We start from the raw sequence: 21,407 nt of genomic DNA, 5'->3' as shown, positions 1-21,407 counted from the left end.
ACAAGGGGTAGGTCTGGTTAATATCCTTCTCCCGATTCGCGGCCTGGGGGGCACCCGGTCGTTACCCGCAGTCAGGGCACCCATCGCCCTAAGGGATACCGAGGTAAGGCAGATAATGATGCGAACCGATTTGGCCAAGGGGCGGATTCTCCCGGCTATTGTAACAATCTGTTTCACTGCCCTGGCGCTGGCCTTAACGGCTGCCCCCGCCCTGGCCGGTCCCTATTCCGCCATCGTGGTCGATGCCGATAACGGCCGAGTGCTCCATGCCCAGGAGCCGGACGCCGCCCGTTATCCCGCTTCTCTGACCAAGATGATGACCCTGTACATGGCCTTCGATGCCCTGAAGGACGGCCGGCTGAAAATGGACCAGCGGCTGACCGTGTCAAAGCACGCCGCAGCCCAGCCCTACGGCATCCCGCTCCGCGCCGGCCAGACCATTACCGTGCGCGACGCCATCCTCGCCAACATCACCAAGTCGGCCAATAACGCGGCTGCCGTTCTGGGCGAGGCCATCGGCGGCACCGAGAAGCAGTTCGCCGCGATGATGACCCGCCGCGCCCAGCAGCTCGGTATGCACAGCACTATATTCCAGAATGCCTCTGGCCTGCCCAACACCAAGCAGAAGAGCACGGCGCGCGACATGGCGACGCTGGGTATCGCCCTGGTCAAGAACCACAAGGCTTACTACAGCTACTTCTCAACCGCCGAATTTGAATGGCAGGGCACGCCTGTCCGCACCCACAACCACATGCTGGCGCGCTATGAAGGCGCCGACGGCATCAAGACCGGCTTCATCGCCGCCTCTGGCTTCAACCTGGTGGCCTCGGCCAAGCGCGATGGCCGCCGCATCGTGGCGGTGGTCTATGGCGGCACCAGCGTGCAGGCCCGCGACAACCGCATGATCCAGCTGCTCGACATCGGTTTCGAGAAGCTTGAGAGCGGCGAGGACCGCAATGCCCCACTGCTGATGGTCGACGCGCCGAAGCGTGACCAGGGCCTCGGCCTGATCTCGAATGCCGAAGCGGCCGCGCCCGCGCCCACCGCTGCCCGCGCCAAACAGATCAAGAAGGCAACCCAGGTCGCCGCACCGCGCGAGGCTGCCGCACCGTCTGGCGAGTGGGCCGTGCAACTCGGCGCCTTCAAACAGGCTGCTGCCGCCGAGAAGCTGCTCGACCGTGTGAAGACCAAGCTGCCGGAGGCCGAGCCGCTGGTGGATGCCATCGATGCCGGCAGGAGCACGCTGTACCGCGCCCGCCTCACCGGCCTGACCCAGACCTCCGCCCGTCAGGCCTGCGAACAGCTCAAGCGTGAAAAGATGACCTGCGCGGTCATTTCGCCGGACGCCTGAGCGCGCCGGATCGCATTTCAAACAGGCCGCGGCGATCCAGGTTGCCGCGGCCTTTTTCATTTCCGCCGTTTCCGGGCCCGGAATGTGCGCGCCGGCACAAGATGACCGCCATGTCGGCTTTCCTCCCAACTCCCGGCTTTTTATGATCGCGCGACACCCCGAGCTGCACTCATGGACCTGACCCACACCCGCCGCCGCCGCCTCAAGCTCCTGCACCTGTTCATGCTGCTGGGCATCCTGCTTGGCGCTGCTTACGGGACAGCCCTCGGCATCATCATGGGCGAGGACTTCCTCCCCCATATCCTGGTGCACGGCACGCTGCGGGGAGCATTCACCGGTCTGCTGGTCAGCTCCGCCATCGCCTATTTCGAGATCTATGTCGTCGAGGGCGCCAACGGGCTGCGCCGCCGTCCCTTCTGGCAGCTGCTGGCCATCAAGGAGGTCGTCTACATCGGCGCCATCCTCGGCGGCGACTGGCTGGGCAGCACATTCTTCGGCGCACCCGGCGACCCGGGTTTCGGCTTCAACCGCATTACTGCCATCACCTTCTTCTTTTCGGTCGGCTTCGCGCTGCTGATCAACTTCACCATGGAAATGTCGATGCTGCTGGGCCCCGGCGTGCTGGGCAACATGCTGCGTGGCCGCTATCACCGCCCGCGGCTGGAGCACCGGCTGATGGTGTTCTTCGATATGCGCGGCTCGTCCGCCATCGCCGAGAAGATCGGTGACATGGCTTTCCACAGTTTGCTGAACCGCTTCTTTGTCGACCTGACCGAACCCGTGCTGGCCTGGGGCGGTGTGGTGCATAAGTATGTCGGTGACGAGATGATCGTGACCTGGCCGCTGGACGGCCGTCGGAATCCGGCCGGCGCCTATGCAGCCGTACGCGAGGCGCAGCAGCGGTTCGCCCAGCTGTCAGACCGCTACCGTCAGGATTTCGGGGTTGCGCCAGACTTCCGCGCCGTACTGCATGCCGGCCCGGTGGTGGCAGGTGAAATGGGTGAAGTGAAACGCGAGATCGTACTTTTGGGCGATACGGTCAACACCACCGCGAAAATCGAAACGGTCGCCAAAACCCTGCCCAACGACATCATTGCCTCGGCCGAGGCCCTTGCGGCAGCCGCACTGCCGGACGGGATGACGTCGCAGGGGCTGGGCACCTTTCCGCTGCCGGGCAAGTCGACCCCCGTCGTCCTCTACAGCATCACCTGATCTCAAAAAGCCTGTTTCGTCTGCGCTGACAGCCGCGGTTCCATTTGCTATTTTCAGCCTCGCCCGAAGCCCTGATTTGTCGCCCGCCCCGTTGCAGGCGACATGGCATCCCGCCCCTTGGTTGCTTCTCCCTGCCCGGCCCTGACGGCCGGCAGGAGGGCATAGACCAAAAGGATCAGGGGCGATGCCTGCTTCTACCCCCAACGTGACCTCCGCCAGTATGGCCTTCGTAGCCTTCCGCGTGCTGCTGCCGTTTGCCTGCGGCTATTTCATGTCTTACCTGTTCCGCAGCGTGAATGCGGTGATCGCACCAAACCTGCAGCGCGATCTCGGTATCGGCGCGGGCGATCTCGGGACGCTGACTGCCGCCTATTTCGTCACCTTCTCGCTGTTCCAGCTGCCGCTCGGCATCCTGCTCGACCGCTATGGCCCGCGCCGCGTACAGGCCTGCCTGCTGCTCTCAGCCGCCCTGGGCGCCGTGGTCTTCGCCGTGGGCAGCAATCTGTCGCATTTGGTGATTGGTCGCGCGCTGGTCGGCTTCGGTGTCGCCGGCGGGCTGATGTCGGCGATGAAGGCCATTGCGCTGTGGCTGCCCAAGGAGCGCTGGGCGTTGGCCAATGGCGTATTCATGACCGCCGGCGGCCTTGGCGCACTGGCCGCCACACTGCCGGTCGAACTGGCTTTGGAGCATTATCACTGGACCGCATTATTCTGGGGCCTGGCCGCGCTGACCGTGTTCGCTTCGACGATGATCTTTTTCATTGTGCCAGAGCGTGAAGCCAGGCCGCCCTCTACCGCCAATCTGGGGGAACAGCTGCGCGAATGCGGTCGCTTCCTGGCCGATGCGCGGTTCTGGCGCATCGCCCCGGTCTCGATGATGGGCATGGCCAGTGGCATGTCGATCCAGGGACTCTGGGCCGGGCCTTACCTGCGGGATGTCGGCGGTCTCGACCGCGCCGGCGCCGCGCAGGTGCTGTTCATCATGGCGGCAGCCCTCACCGCCGGCTTCACCCTGACCGGCATTGCCGCCGACCGGCTGCAGCGCCGTGGCATCCCGCTCGGCCGGGTCATGTCCTGGGGCGTGGTGCTCTATGCCATCGTACTGGCGGCACTGGCCAGCGGCTGGATGCCGACCAGCCCGCTGCTGTGGATTGCCTTCGGCATCATGTGCAACACCACCGTTCTGGCCTATCCGATCCTGAGCAGCCAGTTCGCGCCGGAACAGGCCGGGCGGATCAACACGCTGCTGAACGGCGTGGTGTTCGGCTTCACCTTCTTCGCCCAAGCCGGCATGGGCTGGCTGATCGCACTGTGGCCGCGCGGCGATAACGGCAGCTATCCGCTGGTCGCCTATCAGTGGACCTTCGGCCTGGCGATGGTGCTGCTGCTGCTGGGGCTGGCCTGGTATCTGCTGCCGCGCCGCACAGCCGCTTAGACGACCGCGGCGCCTTACTGCACCGGCGCCTTACTGAACAGGAGGGCGACCGACCGAGTAATAGCGGAAGCCGGCCTGCTTCATTTCGGCCGGTTTGTAGATGTTGCGCAGGTCAACCATCACCGGTGCGCGCAGCAGCGTCTTGAGCTTTTCCATGTCCAGCGCCCGGAACTGGTTCCACTCGGTGATGATCACCAGGACGTCGGCACCGGTCGCGGTTTCGTAGCCGTCATCGCACCAGACGATATCCTTGAAGAGCTTCTTGGCTTCATGCATGCCTTCGGGATCGAAGGCACGGATGGTCGCCCCAGCCGATTGCAGCGCCGGCACGATCTCCAGACTGGGGCTGTCGCGCATGTCATCGGTCTCGGGCTTGAAGGTCAGGCCAAGCACCGCAATGGTCTTGCCCTTCACCGAGCCGCCGCAGGCAGCCACTACCTTCTCAGCCATGCGGCCTTTGCGCTTGTCGTTCACATCGATCACGGTCTCGACGATGCTGAGCGGAGCGTCGAACTTGCGGCCGGTGGCTGCCAGCGCATTGGTGTCTTTCGGGAAACAGGAGCCGCCGTAGCCCGGGCCGGCATGCAGGAACTTACCACCGATACGGCCATCCAGGCCGATGCCGCGCGCCACGTCCTGCACGTTCACATTCACCTTCTCGCACAGGTCGGCGATTTCATTGATGAAGGTGATCTTGGTCGCCAGGAAGGCGTTGCCGGCGTATTTGATCAGCTCCGCCGTTTCCAGCGTGGTGAACAGGATCGGCGTCTCGTTGATATACAGCGGACGATAGAGCGCGCGCAGCAGCTCCCTGGCCCGGTCGCTGCCTGCGCCGCAGACCACGCGGTCCGGACGCATGAAATCCTCGATGGCCGCCCCTTCGCGCAGGAATTCCGGATTGGAAGCGACTTCGAATTCGGCATCGGGACGGGTTTCGCGGATGATGCGCTCGACCTCGCGACCGGTACCCACCGGTACGGTCGACTTGGTGACGATCAGCGTGTAATGCGTCAGCGCCTCGGCAATCTCCTTGGCAGCCGCATAAACATACGAGAGGTCTGCTTCGCCATCGCCGCGGCGGGACGGCGTGCCGACGCCGATAAACACCGCATCGGCATTGGCCACCGCCGCCTTGATGTCCATGGTGAACGACAGGCGGCCGGCCTTGACGTTGCGCAGCACCAGATCGTCCAGACCCGGTTCGAAAATCGGAATTTCACCACGCAACAGGCTGTTGATGCGGTCGGGATTCTTGTCGACACAGGTGACGCTGTGACCGAACTCGGAGAAACAGGTTCCGGACACCAGGCCGACATAGCCGGTGCCAATCATCGCTACGCGCATTCTCTACCCCCCGGCGGTACCGCCGCGTTTAAAGCGTCTTGTAAACCTCGCGGACGATCTCGGCCGCATCCTTGCTCATATCGGCGCGATCGAGCGCGTAAGCGATGTTGGCATGCAGGAAGCCGATCTTGTCGCCGCAATCGTAGCGCGTACCGCTGAAACGCAGGCCATGGAACGGCACCTCGCCGATCATGCGGGCCAGCGCGTCCGTCAGCTGGATCTCACCGCCAGCGCCACGCTGCACCTTGTCAAGATGATCGAACACCGACGGCTGCACGATATAGCGGCCGATCACGGCGGTGCGCGACGGCGCCTTGTCCGGGCTCGGCTTTTCCACCAGGCCCTTCACCTCGACAAGCTTGTCAGTGTCTTTACCCGGCGAAACGATACCATAGCGCTTGGTGTGTTCGTGCGGCACATCCATCGCCGCGATCATGTTGCCGCCGACCTTATTGTAGGCATCCACCATTTCGGCGAGGCAGCCCCGCTTCGACAGGATCAGGTCATCGGCCAGCAGCACGGCAAAGGGCTCGTCGCCGACCAGCGACTTGGCGCAACGCACGGCATGGCCCAGGCCCATCGGTTCCATCTGGCGGGTGTAGGACACCGCGCCGGCCTTGGGCATCCAGCTGTTGATCAAGTCGAGCAGGTCGTTTTTGTTGCGCTCCTTGAGCGTATCCTCGAGCTCGTAGGAACGGTCGAAGTGATCCTCGATCGCCTGCTTGCCACGGCCGGTAACGAAAATGAACTCCTCAATGCCGGCGGCCTGTGCCTCTTCCACGGCATACTGGATCAGCGGCTTGTCGACGACCGGCAGCATTTCCTTCGGCATCGCCTTGGTGGCGGGCAGAAAGCGGGTGCCGAGGCCTCCGACAGGAAACACAGCTTTGCGGATCGGACGAATCATGCGACTGGCACTTTCTTGTTGTTGAACGGGGGCGATTCGAGCCCGGGCCACTGCGCGTTTTTACGCTGCCGCCCCGGTCTCGTGCAACTGGGGGGCCGGGTCCGGCCGGACTTCTGGCCGCCTTTCATGGCCCGGTAATGGGGCAGAAATGCGGCCCGGAACGGGGCGCGGCGGCAGTGACCCGGCCACTGTCCCTGCCCGCCTTTCACTATCCTGGCCCGGACCCTATCATGGCCCCTCGCCCATCCCCGAAAATGCCCGGAGAGGCCCGTGTCCGCCGCACCTGATTTGAAGCCAAACGACCAGCCGGTCCTGCGCGCCCAGCCCGAAGCCGGCATTGTCCGCCTGACCCTGAACCGGCCCAAGGCCTATAACAGCCTCTCGGTCGGGATGATGACCGCCCTGCAGGCTGAGCTCGATGCCATCAAGGCCGCGCGGGATAGTGTCAAAGTGGTGATCATCGCCGCCAGTGGCCCCGGCTTCTGCGCCGGCCACGACCTGAAGGAAGTGCGGGCCAATCCGGGCCGGCAGCAATACGAAGCCCTGTTCCGGCAATGCTCGATGCTGATGCAGTCGGTGGTCGCCCTGCCCCAGCCGGTGATCGCGCAGGTACATGGCGTAGCCTCCGCCGCCGGCTGTCAGCTGGTGGCGAGCTGCGATCTGGCCGTGGCGGCCGATACCGCACGTTTCGCGACGCCCGGCGTGAATATCGGGCTGTTCTGCTCGACACCGATGGTGGCGCTGTCGCGCAACGTCTCGCGCAAGCATGCGATGGAAATGCTGCTGACCGGCGACCTGCTGCCGGCGGCCCGCGCCGCCGAGATCGGCCTGGTCAACCGCGTGGTGCCGGAAGCTGGCCTCGCAGATGCCGCGCTGGCACTGGCCATCCAGATCGCCGCCAAGTCGCCGCTGACCGTGAAGATCGGCAAGGAAGCCTTCTACCGCCAGGTCGACATGCCGCTGGCTCAAGCCTACGACTATGCCAGCCGGGTGATGACGGAAAACATGCTGGCACGCGATGCCGAAGAAGGCATCGACGCTTTTATCGAGAAACGCGACCCCAAATGGGAGGGCCGCTGACATGAGTGCTGTCCTGGAAAAGATCGACCACGACAATTACGACGACGATTACATTCGCGGCGTCCTGCGCAAGGTGAATGTGATCGCGATGGCCGGCGCCAGCGCAAACTGGAACCGCCCCTCCTACTTCGCGATGAAATACCTGCAGCAGAAAGGCTACCGCGTCATCCCGGTCAACCCGAAGGAAGCCGGTAAAGAGATTCTTGGCGAGAAGGTCTATGCCAGCGTCAACGAGATTCCGGTGAAGGTCGACATGGTCGACTGCTTCCGCAATTCCGATGCCATCCCGCCGCTCGCCGACGAAGCGATCAAGGTGGGCGCCAAAGTGCTGTGGATGCAGCTCGGTGTGCGCAACGATGCCGCAGCGCAGAAGGCTGAGGCCGCCGGGCTCAACGTGGTGATGAACCGCTGCCCCAAGATCGAATACGGCCGGCTCAGCCAGGAGATCGGCTGGATGGGTGTGAATACCCGCGTTATCAACTCCAAGCGTCAACGGCGGATTTAAGATCATGGCCGATACCAAGAAGCCTGCTGCAGGTCGTGCGGCAGACAACACCTCGCCCTATGGCTTCGATACCCTGCAGGTGCATGCCGGCACGGCGCCCGATCCGGTCACCGGCGCGCGCTCGACGCCGATCTACCAGACCACGGCTTTTGTATTCGAGGATGCCGACCAGGCCGCCTCGCTGTTCAACCTGCAGAGCTTCGGCAACATCTATACCCGCCTGACCAACCCGACGACCGCCGTGCTGGAGCAGAAGGTTGCGGCGCTGGAGAATGGCCGCGCGGCAACGGCTGTCGCCAGCGGCCATGCCTCGCAGCTGGTGGCCTTCCACATGCTGATGAGCCCGGGCGACCATATCGTGGCCTCCAGTAAGCTCTATGGCGGCTCGATCACCCAGCTCGGCGTCAGCTTCCAGCGCTTCGACTGGCACACGACTTTCGTTGATCCGGACAACCTCGACGGCTTCCGCAAGGCGATCACACCGAAGACCAAAGCCATCTATGCCGAGAGCCTGTCCAATCCCGGCGGCGTGGTGGCGGATATCGCCGCATTGGCCGAGATCGCGCATGAGTCCGGTATCCCGCTGATCATCGACAACACCATGGCCTCGCCGTATCTCTGCCGTCCCATCGAGCATGGCGCCGATATCGTGCTGCATTCGGCCACCAAGTTCCTCGGCGGCCATGGCAACTCCATGGGTGGCGTGATTGTGGATTCCGGCAAGTTCGACTGGGGCCAGAACGACAAGTTCCCGCACCTATCGAAACCCTCGCCGGCCTATCACGGCCTGACCTTCTGGGAGACCTTCGGCGACATGGCCTTCGCTGTCGCCTGCCGCGTGATCTCGCTGCGCGATCTCGGCCCGGCGATCTCGCCCTTCAATGCCTGGATGATCCTGACCGGCATGGAGACGCTGAGCCTTCGCATGCGCAAGCATTGCGACAATGCGCTGGCGATAGCCGAATTCCTGTTGAAACATCCGCAGGTAGCCTGGGTGAACTATGCCGGCCTGCCGGGCGACAGGCACCACGAGCTGGCGCAGAAATACCTGCCCATGGGCGCCGGCAGCACTTTCACCTTCGGCCTGAAGGGCGGTTACGACGCCGGGCTGAAATTCGTCGATGCCGTGCAGATCTTCTCGCATCTGGCCAATGTCGGCGATACGCGCAGCCTGGTGATCCATCCGGCCTCGACCACGCATCGTCAGCTGACACCCGAACAGCGCTCGGCGGCAGGCTCCGGTGACGACGTGATCCGGCTATCGATCGGCATCGAGGACGTCGCCGATCTGATCAAGGACCTCGATCGAGCGCTGAACGCAGTCTGATTACTCGGCCGCTACCGGCACGATTGTCTGCTGTGCAGCGGCAGCCTTGTCGCGTGGCAATAACAGCGCAAACACCCCCGCTCCAGCCGCAGCCACCGCCAGCAGGATGAACAGCACGTCCAGCGTGCCGGTCATGCGGTAGATCACCGGGATCACGGCCACGCCGAGCGATGACACGCCGAGCGTCAGCACGAATTTCGCGCCAAAGGCCCTGCCTCGCCATTGCGGCGGCGTGTATTTCGCCAGCAGTGAATTCTCCGCCGCCTGCCCCGCCACATTGAGGCTGACCATCAGCGCCGCCACCGGCACCAGTGCTGGATGGATCAGCATCATGGCGATGATGATGACCGGAATCTGCAACCACTGCACAGCGGCATAAACGCTGCGCAAAGCATAACGGTCGGCCAGTTCTCCGCCAACGATCTGCGACAATGCCGAGGCGGTATAGACGATGGTGACCATGCCGCCGATGCCGAGCATGCTGTCGTTCAACCAGTCCGACAGGCGCGTGTCGAAGATCTTGGGCAACGCGAAAGCCGTCGCCTGGAAGATGAGGCCCGTGCAGAGCATGGTGGCCGACATCACCCAGAAGACGCGCCAGATATCGCTCTTGCCGGGTGGCGGCGTCGGCACGGCATCTTCGCCACGATCGAGCAGCCGGTCGGTCTGTCGTGCCCAGAGGAAAGCGACGCCGGTGATCAGGCAGACTGCGCCCGGCAGGATGAAGGCCGCGCGCCAGCCGTAAAGCTGGGCCAGGAAACCGGCCACGAGCGCAGCAGCCGCGGTGCCGACCGATCCGAACACACCATTGATGCCGAGTGCGCGGCCGCGGTTGACGGCATTGCGCACCAGCCAGGGAATGCCGACCGGATGATAAATCGCCGCGAAGAGTCCGATACCGGCCAGGCCGAGGCAGATGGTGAGCGGCGTATCGGCCATGCCGGTTGCAATCGAGCACAGGCCGACACCGAGGAAGAACAGCGCCATCATGCCGGACGCGCTCCACTTGTCGCCCATCCAGCCGGCGGGAAGTGCTGCGGCACCGAACAGCACGCTCATCGGGATCGACAGTGCGAACAGCGTGTCGTAGCCCATACCCCATTCGCGCTCGAGCACCAGCACGATGGTGGCGTAGAGCAGCGTGAAGAGATGCGAATAGGTATGGGCCAGACTGGAGAAAACCAGCGTCAGGAAACCGGAAGAGCGGGACATCTGCGGACTCGGGTAACTGGAGTTGCCGCCAGCCTACGCCCGTCCGGCCACGGAGCAAGCCCCTAAAATGCCTCCATACATTATTGCCGGTTCATTGTTGTCGGCGGGCAAACAGGGCGTGCAGGAACAGCGCCAGCCAGCCCAGTACCAGCACGGCCAGGCCGGGCTTGGTCAGCAGCCCCAGCCAGCCCGGGGCAATGCCGAAGGCAAAGGCATAGAGCGAGCCGGTGAACAGCAGCTGTCCGGCGACGAAGCACCAGCCGGCAGCCGGCAGCCAGAAACCCGGCGCGTAATAGTCATCGCGGTTCCACAGCAGCGCCACCCCCAGCAGCGCCACGGCATGGATCAGCCCGTAGCGCGCCGCCGTGACACCGAATTCGATCTGTTCCGGGTTGGTGACGATATGCCGGACAACGGCATCGCCAAGCGCACCGACGGCGCCGGCCAAGGCAGCAAAGGCGATCCATAAACGGTCCATGGTGTCAGCCTAGCCGGTCGTCTTCGGCGGAGACAGGAAACGGAAGCTCTGCTCCAGCCAGGCGCGCCGCGCCGGGCTGCTGAACCTCCACAGATACCGTTCGACCCAGTAATGCACGAGCGTGATGGCGACGACGAACGATACCGCCAGCCGAATTTCGGTGTCACCGCCATCAAGCTGCATCCGGCCGCTGACGCGCCAGAGCACCACGCCGCCCAATACTACGGCCGCAAACAGAACCAGCGGCCAGATTAAAAACCGCTCGGGTTTTCCAGTGGCCCGCCCGGCGGCATGCAGGCCAAGGATCAGCACATACTGCAGGCCATGCGCCACCGCCCAGGCCACCAGCACCAGCAGCGGATCGGTCGAAAGGTAGGTCGGCAGGAAGAAGAAGACACAACCGAGGAAGATTACCAGAGCGAATGGCTCATGCCGGCGCCAGTTCGCCACCAGGTAATACAGCATGCAGGGAATCAGCACGGCATAGATCGCCAGCCCGCCATAGCGGAACAGTGAGAAGACCGGATCGACGCGACTGAGGTCGAGCGGCCAGGTCTGCGGGTTCAGCGTGAACATCACCGGTGCGAAGATGTGATAGCCCGCCAGCAGCCCGGCGACATTGCCGGCGTTGAGCGCGTGGCGTTCGAAGCGGCCCATCGGCCTGCGATACGAGATGCGGGTGGCGAAGGCGACGACGCCGAAATTCTGCCGGCCGAAATGCCACATGCCGAAGAAGGTGTAGAACAGCATGAAGGCCGTCACCATCCACAGTGGGGATGACACCAGCACCGCCGTGGTCGCAGCCATCAGCAGGAGAGGAATGGCAAGCAGAGTCAGCAGCGGACGCGGCACGCCGACCAGCTCACGCGCATCGACCAGCAGGTAGAGCGTGGTGAAGACATGCGGTGCGGCCAGCAGTTCCAGTACGCGCAAGGCGTTGCTGCCGGCAAGGCCGACGCTGCCGGGCATGCCCAGATGCAGCGCGGCCAGCAGGACCGGGCCGATGGTCGCCAGGGCCATCAACACCAGAAATGACCGACCGGTCAGCAATGGCGCAAGAACGCGGTCCATCGATGTGGCTCCAGCAAAACCGACTGGCCGGGACAATACCGGCAGAGGTGCGCTGGGGCCTGTGACCGTTCGAAGACCTAGCGTTTTGTTTCAGCCAGCAGCCATGCGATGTACTCGGCATTGCCGCCCTGCCCTACCGGCAACGACAGCACGCAGGGCACGCTGTAACTATGGGCGGCCTTCACGGCGGCCGTGGCGGCGTCGACCAGATCGGGACCGGTCTTGAGAATCAGCACGGCTTCCTCGCCCTGCTCCAGCTTGCCCTGCCACCAATAAACCGAGCGCATGCCGGGGATGATGTTGGCGCAGGCGGCCAGCCGCTCGCCCACCACCTTCCGCGCGATCGCCTCGGCTTCGGCGACAGTCGATGTCGTGCAGTAGAGCAGGACGATGTCAGTCATCGCGGCTCAAAGACCGGTCATGCCAAAGCGCGACAGACATGCCCAGCACCACCACCGCGCCGGCCTGATGCAGCGTGCCGAGTGACACCGGCACATGCGCCAGCAACGTGGCGATGCCAAGACCGAGTTGTACCAGCACCGCCGTCAGCAGCCCATGGCGCAGCCCGGTCGCCGCTTTGCCCTTCAGCGATAGGGCCGTGACGACGGCCAGAACGAACACGCAGTAAGCCAGCATGCGATGCTGGAACTGCACGGTCATGGCATTCTCGAAGAAGTTGGTCCACCAGGGCTTGGCGATCAGCAGGCCGTCAGGGATGAAAGCGCCATCCATCAGCGGCCAGGTGTTGTGCGCCAGACCGGCATTCATGCCGGCCACTAAGCCGCCTGACAGTACCTGGACGAACACCAGCACCGTCAGCGCCGCCGCGAGGCCGCCGCCGCGACCGGAGACCATGCGGCCATAGCGCAGCAGCGAAAGACCGCCCCAGAGCAGATAAGCGAAGATGAAAAAGGCCAGCCCGAGATGCGCGGTCAGACGATAGTGACTGACATCGGGATGATCGACCAGGCCGCTCGCCACCATGAACCAGCCGAGCGCGCCCTGGCTGCCGCCGAGCAGGAACATCGCCACCAGATGCGGCTTCATACCGGCGGGAATGCGGCCGGAAATCCAGAACAGCAGCATCGGAACCGCGAAGGCGAGACCGATCAGGCGACCGAGCACGCGATGGATGTATTCCAGCCAGTAGATGTTCTGGAACCCCTCCAGCGTCATGCCGATGTTGATCTTCTGGTATTCAGGGAACTGCTTGTATTTCTCGAACTCGGCAATCCAGGCCGCTTCCGACAGCGGCGGCAGCCAGCCGGTGATCGGCTTCCATTCCACCATCGAAAGACCGGACTCGGTCAGGCGGGTCAAGCCGCCGATCACCACCATCAGCGCCACCAGGCCGGCGACAGCGAACAGCCACAGCGCCACAGCGCGGGCATCGCCGTCGCGTCGTTCGCTCATCGCCTTCAGAACCGTCATCGTCTCCATGCCCTCAAATCCTGTCGTCACGCTATTAGTCGAGCGCAAGAAAGACCGCAGCACCGGCCCGGTCAAGCCCGGCCGGCTGCGACATTTTACCGTTTCTTGCGGGCCCGGAAGTCATAAATCCCGGGGCGCTGCCGGGGATCCTCACCGGCTTTGAAAATCTGTGTCTTCTGCACCTTCTGGGTGCCAGTGGTGGGCAGGCTGTCGACAAACAGCAGCCAGCCGGGCGCCTTGAAATAGGCAAGGCGGTCGAAGCACCAGGCGAACAGCTGATCGGCAAGATCCGCTGTGGCGGCATGGCCATCCATCAGCACGATGCAGGCCATCACCTCTTCCTCGCGCAGTTCGTCGGGCGCGGCCAGAACAGCCACCTGCGCCACGGCGTCATGCGCCTGCAGGCAGGCCTCGATCTCGGCCGCCGCGATATTCTCGCCCGAGCGGCGGATGATGTTTTTCATGCGATCGACGAAATACAGCATGCCGCTGTCGGACTGCCGCACCACGTCACCGGTATGGAACCAGCCGCCGGCCCAGGCCTCGGCCGTCGCCTTGTCATTCTTCAGATAGCCGGAGAAGAAACCGCGACGTGGGTCGGCGGCCGAATGGCGCACCAGCAGTTCGCCCTCCTGACCGCGCGGCAGTTCCTTTCCATCAGCGCCCGCCACCATCGCCTCGAAACCAGGCTGCGGCCGACCAAAGGCGCGCGTGTCGATCTCACGCGGTTCGTGGCAATCAGAAAAGATGCGACCGGTTTCGGTCATGCCCCAGACCTCGACCAGCGGGAAACCGAAACGGTCTTCGAAAGTCTTGTGCAGCTGCGGCTCGACGCCGGCGCCAAGACCGAAGCGCACGCGATGCTGCTTCTCGTCCGTGGTGACCGGCTGGTTGAGCAGCAGCGGCGGCACGATACCCAGATAGTGGATAATGGTGGCCCGGGTCTGCGCCACTTCCTGCCACCAGCGCGTCGGACTGAAGCGCTCGGTCAGGATCAGGCAGTTCGCCGTCAGCATGGCGCAGCTGGCAGTCACCATTGCATGGTTCATATGGAACAGCGGCAACGGATTGTAGAAGCGGTCCTCGCCCGGTCTCACCGTCAGCAGTCCGCCGAGATCGCGATAACAGGCCCCGGCGGTAAGTGCATAGAAGTTAGTGAGAATGCACCCCTTGGGACGGCCGGTCGTACCCGACGTATAAAGCAGCGTGCATTCCGTATCGTGGCCAATACTGCCGCTCGCGGCCCTGATCTGCGGGGCCGGGAAAACCTCAGGCAAGGCCGTGCAATCGAAAACCGGCAGCGGTTTTTCGCTGCGATCGCGCGCCATGGCGTTCAGGTCATCGACGCGATGCGGCACGCCGACCACCAGGTCGGCCTCGGAATGCTGCATCTGATACAGCATCTCATCATGCCGGTAATCGGGATTGATCGGCACGATGCCGCAACCCAGGGCGTTCAGCGCCAGATAGTGAAAGAGGAATTCCGGCCGCATTTCCAGCAGCAGGCCAACCCGATGCCCAAGGCCATAGCCGGCGGAACGATAGCGCGTCACCAGATCGTCGACGATCAGTGCAACGGCGCCGTAGCTCAGTTCCAGCCCGTCGGGCGCATAGGCACGGTCGGGTCTGGACGGCACGCAGAGAAAACTGTTCTGCGGATGCGCCTCGGCGGTCCGTTTAAAGGCCGCGTAGACGGATGGCGGCAGCCCTTCTCCCATGCGGGGTTTCCTCCGGTCGTTTTTTCGTTGCCGCCATTCTGCTCAACGCAGTGTCAGAACCGCAAGCATCACGGTGCCGATGACGATGCGGTACCAGGCAAAGGGTACAAAGCCGTAGCGGTTGATGAAGGCAATGACGGAACGCACCACCAGCAGGGCGCAGAGGAAAGCCACGATGAATCCGGTCAGGATCAGCCCGGCGCCGTCGAGCGTAAGGGTGTCGCGATTCTTGAACAGGTCATAGGCCGTCGCCGCCGCCATGGTCGGAACCGCGAGGAAGAACGAGAATTCGGCCGCAGCGGCTGGCCGCACACCCAGCAGGCGAGCGCCCATGATCGTGGCGCCGGACCGCGATACGCCCGGGATCATGGCGAGGCATTGCAGCAGGCCGATTTTCAGGCTGAGGCGTAATTTGAAATCATCGACGCTCTCGACCTCGCCCTCGCCCACGAACCGCTCGATGGCGAGGATAACGATGCCTCCGACGATCAGCGCGATCGACACGACCCAGGGATTGAACAGCACGCCCTTGATGAAGCCATGCGCGAAGAAGCCGATCACCAGCGCTGGCAGGAAGCCGAGCAGGACATTAACGGTGAAGCGGTTGGCGCGATCGTCACGGCCCAGTCCGGACAGCGTGCTCCACAGCCGCGACCAGTAGACGATGCAGATGGCCAGGATGGCGCCTAGCTGGATAGCGATCTCGAAGACCTTGCCGGGCGGGCCCTCAAAGCCCAGCAGGTCGACCAGCAGGATCAGGTGGCCGGTCGAGGAGACCGGAATGAATTCGGTCAACCCCTCGACGACACCGAGAAACGCGGCCTGCAAATAATCGATCAGCATGACACGACCGCTTGCGGCCAGACCGGGCCAGTTACGAGCCAGTTTCGTCCTGTTTGAGCCAGTTTCGTCCTGTTTGAGCCAGTTTCGTCCTGTTTGAGCCAGTTTCGTCCTGTTTTAGCCAGCTCAGAATTGCAAAAACACCTGAAAATCAACAAAAAATCCGCTTTCATCGCCCCATCCCGCTCCTGTGACCATGCCTCCACGCCCGGATCGGTAAAACACCAGACAAAAGAGAACAATTATAGTACAAACCGCCAGACTCGGCAAGATACCAGCGCTATCTGACAGGCTTGCGCGACCGCTGCCTAGACCGCGAATGCAGGTGAAACGAAATGCCGCATCAGCCGTTTATGAAGTAGTTACGACAACAAAAACGGAGCCTGCCCTCATGCGTGCCATTCTGTTGTGGCTACTCGGTATCCCGATTCCGATCCTGATTCTTCTCTATATCTTTGGCGTACTCTGAACGCCGCATCCGATGACCCGGCCAGTGGGGTGACCCACTGGCCTTTTCATTTTCGCGCCCCTACTCGCGGGGCTCATCCGCGACCAGGCCCAGGCGGATCAGCCGGGCTGCCACCGCATCCCGTGAGCGCCCGAAGCGCCGGGCAATATCGCTGGCTCTCAGGCCGTGACGCACCAAAGCCTGCAACGCTGCATCCTCACCTGACGTCCAGGGTTTCCCGGCATTGAGCGGAAGGTTCAGCTCGCGCACGCGCTGCTGCCGGCGCAGTTCACGCAGCTGCTGTAGCGGCTGGTTCCGCCCCTCGTCATAGCCAGGCGGCGCAACACGCGGTGCGCCGAAGCCTGCGGCGCCGGTGCTTTCCGCCCGTTGCCGTCGGGTGTCGGCCGCCCTGCGCGTCATGTTCAGCAATTCACCGCCGCGCTGGCGCAGTAGATCAATCCAGAAAGCTTCGGCAAGGCCGAGCCGCCGCAATGGCAGGTCGGCCTGCAGCACGACGACCAGCGGCAGAAGACCGTTACTGCGCAGGACCTTGATTTTCGCGCCCGACAGCGAATGCCCGCCGGCGAAATGCGTGCGCTTGCGCGCATCCAGATCGCGGGTCTGACCGACGTAGAAAATGCAGTGATCGCGCGGGTCGATGAGCGCGTAAATACACCCTGTCGCCTCGAGCTGGTCCTGCCCCTGACCTGCTGCGGGCCCACTCGCCACATCCCCGCCCATTCTCTACTTTTAGTATGCTATTTAGTATGAAATTACATCTAGTTGGAGCGAGGGGTGGTTGCAAGCCGTCTTTTGCGCGACTCCGCCGTAAAACTAGGCGCTTTCCCGCCATCCTCCGTACCACCGGGGTTGCGCACCATCCGGGGGGCCCGGGAAACGCCGTCAAACGCCTCATTAAACCGGCGCAGCAGGCGCAGGAACTCCGCCGCCTCAGCCTTCGTGAACGGCTCCAGCAGAGCAAGGCGCGCCTCCTCGGCAGCCTTCTGGCTGGCATCCAGCAGGCGTCGCCCCGCCGGCGTCAGCGTCAGGGCGAATTTGCGCCGATCCTCCAGGTTGGGACTGCGCGCGATCAGCCGCCGCTCCCCCAGCAAGCGCACAACCAGGGCCGTGGTGGAACGGTCGAAGCCCAGACTCCGCGCGAGGTCGATCTGGCTGACCGGCCCCCAGCGACGAACCATGGTGAGCGCACCGAACTGGGTCGGGGTCAGGTCAAACGGCTTCAGGCATTCGACAAAAACCGAAACCGAGTTCTGGTGAGCCCGCCGGATCTGGAATCCGGGACGCTCGTAGATCTCAGGCAACGGGTGCGCTGCGGTTGACTTGGGACGCCGGGATTTCGCCATACCCTTCTCCCTGCCCTGCCCGTCGACGCAGTGCAAGCGTCTTATTTCGTGAATTGACAGGACCGTCTGTCAGGAATATTCGTCAGACGTATGCCGATTACAGCGACCCGCCATCATGAAGCGGCGCGCCCACGGAGGAAAACCAGATGACGTTCACACTGTCCCGCCGCAACCTGATCGCCGCCACTGCTGCTTCATTCACGCTGTCGTCGCTGCCAGCGAGTGCGCAATCCCTGATCCAGCGGCCGGTCAAGATCGTTGTGCCATTTTCGCCCGGCACCGGCATGGACAGTCTGGCCCGCATCGTGAGCCAACAACTGCAACAGCGTTCGGGCCAGCCGGTGGTGGTCGAGAACCGTGTCGGCGCGTCGGGCAACATCGGCAGCCAGGTGGTCGCCACCTCCGCGCCAGACGGCTACACCCTGATGGTGACGGCCAATACCTTCGTAATGACGCCGCCTCTCTACAAGAACGTGCCCTACGACGTGGTGAAGGACTTTGCACCCGTTGGCATGATGGCCCTGGGCCAGCTCGTGCTGGTCACTCATCCTTCGGTAAAAGCCGCCAATCTGAAAGAATTCATCGCGCTGGCCAAAACGCAGCCGGGCAAGATTGACTATGCCTCGCCCGGCAACGGCACGCCGCAGCATCTGGCGATGGAATCCTTCAAGCTCGCCGCCGGCATCAACATCAACCACATTCCCTACAAGGGCTCGGGTGGTGCGGTGCAGGATCTGCTGGGCGGCACTGTGGGGGCGATGATCATGCCAGTCCATACGGCGCTGCCGTTCCTGGCCGATAACCGTATCCGCGTGCTGGGCCTGACCGGCGCCGAACGCTCGGCCATGGCGCCGCAGATTCCGACGCTGGCCGAACAGGGCGTCAGCGGCTTCGAGGTTGACCTGTGGTACGGCATGTATGCGCCGGCCAAGACTCCGCCAGACATGGTGAAGCACCTGAATGCCGAGGTGAACCAGATCCTCGCCGATCCAGGCGTGCGTGAACTGATCCAGAAGCAGGGGATGGTGGTGAAGACCGGCGCGCCGGATGTGCTGGCGCAGCTGACCGCGAAGGACCTGGCGCGCTGGACCAAGGTGATCGACGAAGCGAAGATTCAACCCGAGTAAGAGTGTCCGTATGGAAGTTCTGATTGTCGGTGGCGGCATCGGCGGGCTCACGCTCGCCCTAGCCCTGCATGAACGCGGCATCGCCTGCCGCATCTTCGAGATGGCCCCGCAGATCAGGGCTATCGGCGTCGGCATCAACCTGCTGCCGCACAGCACAAAGGAACTCGGCCGCCTCGGGTTGGAAGCCGAACTGGCAAAAGCGGCGGTCACCACAAAAGACGCCGCATTCTTCAACCGCTTCGGCCAGCTGATTCATCGCGAGCCATTGGGTCGTGCAGCCGGTTATGACTGGCCGCAGTTCTCGATCCATCGTGGCGATCTCCAGATGATCCTGCTGGCTGCGGTCGAACAGCGGATCGGCAAGGATCGCATCCATGCCGGCTGGCAGTGCACCGGCTTCAGCCAGGATGCCGGCAAGGCCATCGCGCAGTTCCGCAATTCCGAGACCGGCGAGGCCCTGCCCGACCAGCAGGCCGACGTGATCATCGCCTGCGACGGGATTCATTCGGCGATCCGCAAGCAAATGCACCGCTCCGAAGGCGAGCCGCGCTATTCCGGCGTCAACATGTGGCGCGGCGTCACTCGCATGAAGTCGATCCTGTCGGGTGCCTGCATGGTGCGCGCCGGCTGGCTCAGCCACGGCAAGATGGTGATTTATCCGATCCGCGAGAATGTCGACGCCGAAGGCAACCAGCTGATGAACTGGGTGGCCGAGATCGAGACACAGACCTACCGCAAGCGCGACTGGAGCCGGCCGGGCAGCCTGGACGATTTCCTGCCTGCTTTCGCCGACTGGCATTTCGACTGGCTCGATGTGCCAGACATGATCCGTAAGGCTGACACGGTGCTGGAATTTCCCATGGTCGATCAGGAGCCGCTCGATCACTGGACCGAGGGTCGCGTCACGCTGCTGGGCGATGCGGCGCATCCGATGGTGCCGCGCGGGTCCAACGGTGCCGGCCAGGCGATTCTCGACTGCCGCCTGCTGGCCGACCTGCTGGCCGAAAATGCCGATCCGCGCGAGGCCCTGGCAGCCTATGAAGCAAAACGCCTGCCGGCGACCACGCAGGTGGTGCTGACCAACCGCACCAATCCGCCGGATGCCATTCTGCGCGAGGTCTACGAACGTACCGGCGATAAACCCTTCACGCGCATCGAGGACGTGATCAGCCCGGCCGAACTGACCGCGATCACCGACAGCTACAAGCGGGTGGCCGGCTATGACCGCGACAAGCTGAAAGCCGCGGGCTGACGAGAACCCCGGTATGCAGGCCCGGACTATCATGCAATTTGCTTGACCGCCGATGATCACCTGACGCCATAATCCCGGCAGCAGGCGTCGGGGGGCGCATCGATGACGACAGCAAGACTGCAGCCAGTATGGGCGGGATGTTTCGCGCTCGCCCTGCTGCTGGTCATCTGCGCCCACCCTGCCAAGGCGCAGAACTTTTCCGAGGATCGCGACTACTGGTTCAACCCGGCCGTCTTCCCTGGCCGGTCAGATCTCAGCAAACACCCCTATGGTCCGGCAAAAGCCAAGGGCCTGGTGATCTGGAATCACGGCTACAGTCCCGACAAGCTGGCACCGGAGAAGGTGCCGCCGGTGATGCAGTATTTCGCCGAAGCAGGATGGGACAGCTATCACCTGCAGCGGCATCCCATCATTGGCGTCGGCAAAGGCAAACCCGTCGCCGGCGCGACACATGACCTCACCACGCCGCTGATCCTGCATGTGCTGGAGAAGCCAGAGGTGCGCGCCTATCCCCGCATCATCCTGATGGGCCAGTCGCGCGGCGCCTTCGCCGTGATCCACACCGGCAGCCTGAAGCCGAATATCCATGGCATCCTGCCGCTTTCGCCCGCTGCGTTCGGCGACGCCGGCAAGAGCCGTGAATGGCGCCAGAACGACACTTACATCCGCGAGCTCTGGGAAAAATACAAAGACAGCGGCATCCATGTGGCCGCAGGTTTCTTCACCGGCGACGACTGGTTTGAAACCCAGCAGCCCAATGTACGCGGGCCTTATGCCGAAAAGCGCCTGACCGAACTCGGCGTGGCGAATTTCATCATCAACCAGCCGAGCTATCACGACATGCAGGGTCATGGTGGCGGCCAGAGCTGGGAATTCGCGCGGCGCTTCGGACCGTGCCTGCAGTATTTCTTCGAAACCGGGAAGAAGCCGAGTTGCAGCGAGACCGACAGACACACGGCGGCGACGTTCCGCATCAAGCTGCCGAAACTTCCAGCCCAGGATGGCTATAGCGGGCTGTGGCAGGGCACCTGGACCAATGGCCGCTTCGCGGCTGCCGTCATAGAACCAGGCGACAACGGAACCTATAAGGGCGTCTACCGCACCGGGCTGGGCGTGAATGGCGACAAGCCGGATGACAACGCCTGGCTGCTGACCCGCGAGGGCGACCGGCTGGTGCGTACGCGCACGCATGAAAACAATGCCGGGATCAGACTGTCACTGCTGGACAGTGACCGGCTTCAGGTCGACTGGACCTCGCATAAGGGCGACCGCACGATGACCAGCATTTTCAGCCGCGCGCGCTAG

Annotated in this window: 20 protein-coding genes; 9 read left to right on the top strand and 11 right to left on the bottom strand. The window is 63.3% G+C overall.

Annotated features, from left to right (window positions below; translation table 11 throughout):
- The first annotated feature begins 115 nt into the window (after window positions 1-115).
- The 3 genes from FNB15_RS15610 (at window position 116) to FNB15_RS15600 (ending at window position 3,998) form a co-directional block, all read left to right on the top strand.
- The gene (locus FNB15_RS15610) at window positions 116-1,351 is read left to right on the top strand and encodes a D-alanyl-D-alanine carboxypeptidase (RefSeq protein ID WP_246068700.1); all 1,236 of its coding nucleotides are present in this window, start codon (window positions 116-118) and stop codon (window positions 1,349-1,351) included.
- 171 nt (window positions 1,352-1,522) lie between these two features.
- Window positions 1,523-2,563, top strand: coding sequence for an adenylate/guanylate cyclase domain-containing protein (locus FNB15_RS15605; RefSeq protein WP_144069598.1), 1,041 nt, complete (start codon window positions 1,523-1,525; stop codon window positions 2,561-2,563).
- Between the two features lie 184 nt (window positions 2,564-2,747).
- On the top strand, window positions 2,748-3,998 hold the full coding sequence (locus FNB15_RS15600) for an MFS transporter (RefSeq protein ID WP_144069597.1): 1,251 nt from the start codon (window positions 2,748-2,750) through the stop codon (window positions 3,996-3,998).
- 30 nt (window positions 3,999-4,028) lie between these two features.
- Here FNB15_RS15600 and FNB15_RS15595 read toward each other — a convergent pair whose 3' ends face one another.
- Both FNB15_RS15595 and galU read right to left on the bottom strand, forming a co-directional pair.
- A complete protein-coding gene (locus FNB15_RS15595; RefSeq protein ID WP_144069596.1) occupies window positions 4,029-5,342 on the bottom strand; it encodes a UDP-glucose dehydrogenase family protein in 1,314 nt (437 codons plus the stop codon).
- A gap of 28 nt (window positions 5,343-5,370) precedes the next feature.
- Complete coding sequence (galU, locus tag FNB15_RS15590; protein ID WP_144069595.1) at window positions 5,371-6,249, bottom strand: UTP--glucose-1-phosphate uridylyltransferase GalU; 879 nt, start codon at window positions 6,247-6,249, stop codon at window positions 5,371-5,373.
- Window positions 6,250-6,519: 270 nt separating this feature from the next.
- Here galU and FNB15_RS15585 point away from each other — a divergent pair, with 270 nt between their 5' ends.
- From FNB15_RS15585 to FNB15_RS15575, 3 genes are read left to right on the top strand one after another with little or no spacing between them, the layout of a single operon-like run.
- Window positions 6,520-7,329 (top strand): enoyl-CoA hydratase, encoded by an 810-nt coding sequence (locus FNB15_RS15585; RefSeq protein WP_144069594.1) that lies wholly within the window; start codon window positions 6,520-6,522, stop codon window positions 7,327-7,329.
- Window position 7,330: 1 nt separating this feature from the next.
- Window positions 7,331-7,834 carry a CoA-binding protein gene (locus FNB15_RS15580; protein ID WP_144069593.1) on the top strand — a complete coding sequence of 168 codons (504 nt, stop codon included), beginning with the start codon at window positions 7,331-7,333 and terminating at the stop codon, window positions 7,832-7,834.
- A gap of 4 nt (window positions 7,835-7,838) precedes the next feature.
- Complete coding sequence (locus FNB15_RS15575; RefSeq protein WP_144069592.1) at window positions 7,839-9,161, top strand: O-acetylhomoserine aminocarboxypropyltransferase; 1,323 nt, start codon at window positions 7,839-7,841, stop codon at window positions 9,159-9,161.
- On the opposite strand, the gene FNB15_RS15570 is transcribed toward FNB15_RS15575, so the two are convergent.
- The 9 genes from FNB15_RS15570 to FNB15_RS15530 all read right to left on the bottom strand — a co-directional run bounded on the left by FNB15_RS15570 (window position 9,162) and on the right by FNB15_RS15530 (window position 17,723).
- Window positions 9,162-10,373, bottom strand: a complete 1,212-nt coding sequence (locus FNB15_RS15570; protein WP_144069591.1) for an MFS transporter — start codon at window positions 10,371-10,373, stop codon at window positions 9,162-9,164.
- A 91-nt stretch (window positions 10,374-10,464) separates the two neighbouring features.
- Window positions 10,465-10,851 (bottom strand): DUF423 domain-containing protein, encoded by a 387-nt coding sequence (locus FNB15_RS15565; protein ID WP_144069590.1) that lies wholly within the window; start codon window positions 10,849-10,851, stop codon window positions 10,465-10,467.
- A 9-nt stretch (window positions 10,852-10,860) separates the two neighbouring features.
- Window positions 10,861-11,922 (bottom strand): hypothetical protein, encoded by a 1,062-nt coding sequence (locus FNB15_RS15560; RefSeq protein WP_144069589.1) that lies wholly within the window; start codon window positions 11,920-11,922, stop codon window positions 10,861-10,863.
- A 77-nt stretch (window positions 11,923-11,999) separates the two neighbouring features.
- Window positions 12,000-12,323, bottom strand: coding sequence for a divalent-cation tolerance protein CutA (cutA, locus tag FNB15_RS15555; protein WP_144069588.1), 324 nt, complete (start codon window positions 12,321-12,323; stop codon window positions 12,000-12,002).
- Entirely contained in the window at window positions 12,316-13,362 is a 1,047-nt protein-coding gene (locus FNB15_RS15550; protein ID WP_221932662.1) for a COX15/CtaA family protein, read from the bottom strand. Before FNB15_RS15550 ends, cutA begins: the two co-directional genes overlap by 8 nt.
- A gap of 86 nt (window positions 13,363-13,448) precedes the next feature.
- Window positions 13,449-15,071, bottom strand: coding sequence for an AMP-binding protein (locus FNB15_RS15545; RefSeq protein ID WP_144069587.1), 1,623 nt, complete (start codon window positions 15,069-15,071; stop codon window positions 13,449-13,451).
- A 42-nt stretch (window positions 15,072-15,113) separates the two neighbouring features.
- Complete coding sequence (locus FNB15_RS15540) at window positions 15,114-15,914, bottom strand: undecaprenyl-diphosphate phosphatase (RefSeq protein WP_144069586.1); 801 nt, start codon at window positions 15,912-15,914, stop codon at window positions 15,114-15,116.
- A 526-nt stretch (window positions 15,915-16,440) separates the two neighbouring features.
- Window positions 16,441-17,100 carry a hypothetical protein gene (locus FNB15_RS15535; protein WP_144069585.1) on the bottom strand — a complete coding sequence of 220 codons (660 nt, stop codon included), beginning with the start codon at window positions 17,098-17,100 and terminating at the stop codon, window positions 16,441-16,443.
- Between the two features lie 38 nt (window positions 17,101-17,138).
- Window positions 17,139-17,723 (bottom strand): MarR family winged helix-turn-helix transcriptional regulator, encoded by a 585-nt coding sequence (locus tag FNB15_RS15530; RefSeq protein WP_144069584.1) that lies wholly within the window; start codon window positions 17,721-17,723, stop codon window positions 17,139-17,141.
- 146 nt (window positions 17,724-17,869) lie between these two features.
- Here FNB15_RS15530 and FNB15_RS15525 point away from each other — a divergent pair, with 146 nt between their 5' ends.
- From FNB15_RS15525 to FNB15_RS15515, 3 genes are all read left to right on the top strand, one after another.
- Complete coding sequence (locus FNB15_RS15525) at window positions 17,870-18,850, top strand: Bug family tripartite tricarboxylate transporter substrate binding protein (protein WP_144069583.1); 981 nt, start codon at window positions 17,870-17,872, stop codon at window positions 18,848-18,850.
- 10 nt (window positions 18,851-18,860) lie between these two features.
- Window positions 18,861-20,102 carry a flavin-dependent oxidoreductase gene (locus FNB15_RS15520; RefSeq protein ID WP_144069582.1) on the top strand — a complete coding sequence of 414 codons (1,242 nt, stop codon included), beginning with the start codon at window positions 18,861-18,863 and terminating at the stop codon, window positions 20,100-20,102.
- 102 nt (window positions 20,103-20,204) lie between these two features.
- Complete coding sequence (locus FNB15_RS15515) at window positions 20,205-21,407, top strand: hypothetical protein (protein WP_144069581.1); 1,203 nt, start codon at window positions 20,205-20,207, stop codon at window positions 21,405-21,407.

Origin of the sequence: Ferrovibrio terrae (assembly GCF_007197755.1) — a bacterium.
In the GTDB taxonomy this organism is placed as follows: Bacteria; Pseudomonadota; Alphaproteobacteria; order Ferrovibrionales; family Ferrovibrionaceae; genus Ferrovibrio; species Ferrovibrio terrae.
The sequence above is the reverse complement of the archived record's forward strand: the minus strand, read 5'-3'. Positions and strand labels throughout refer to the sequence as shown.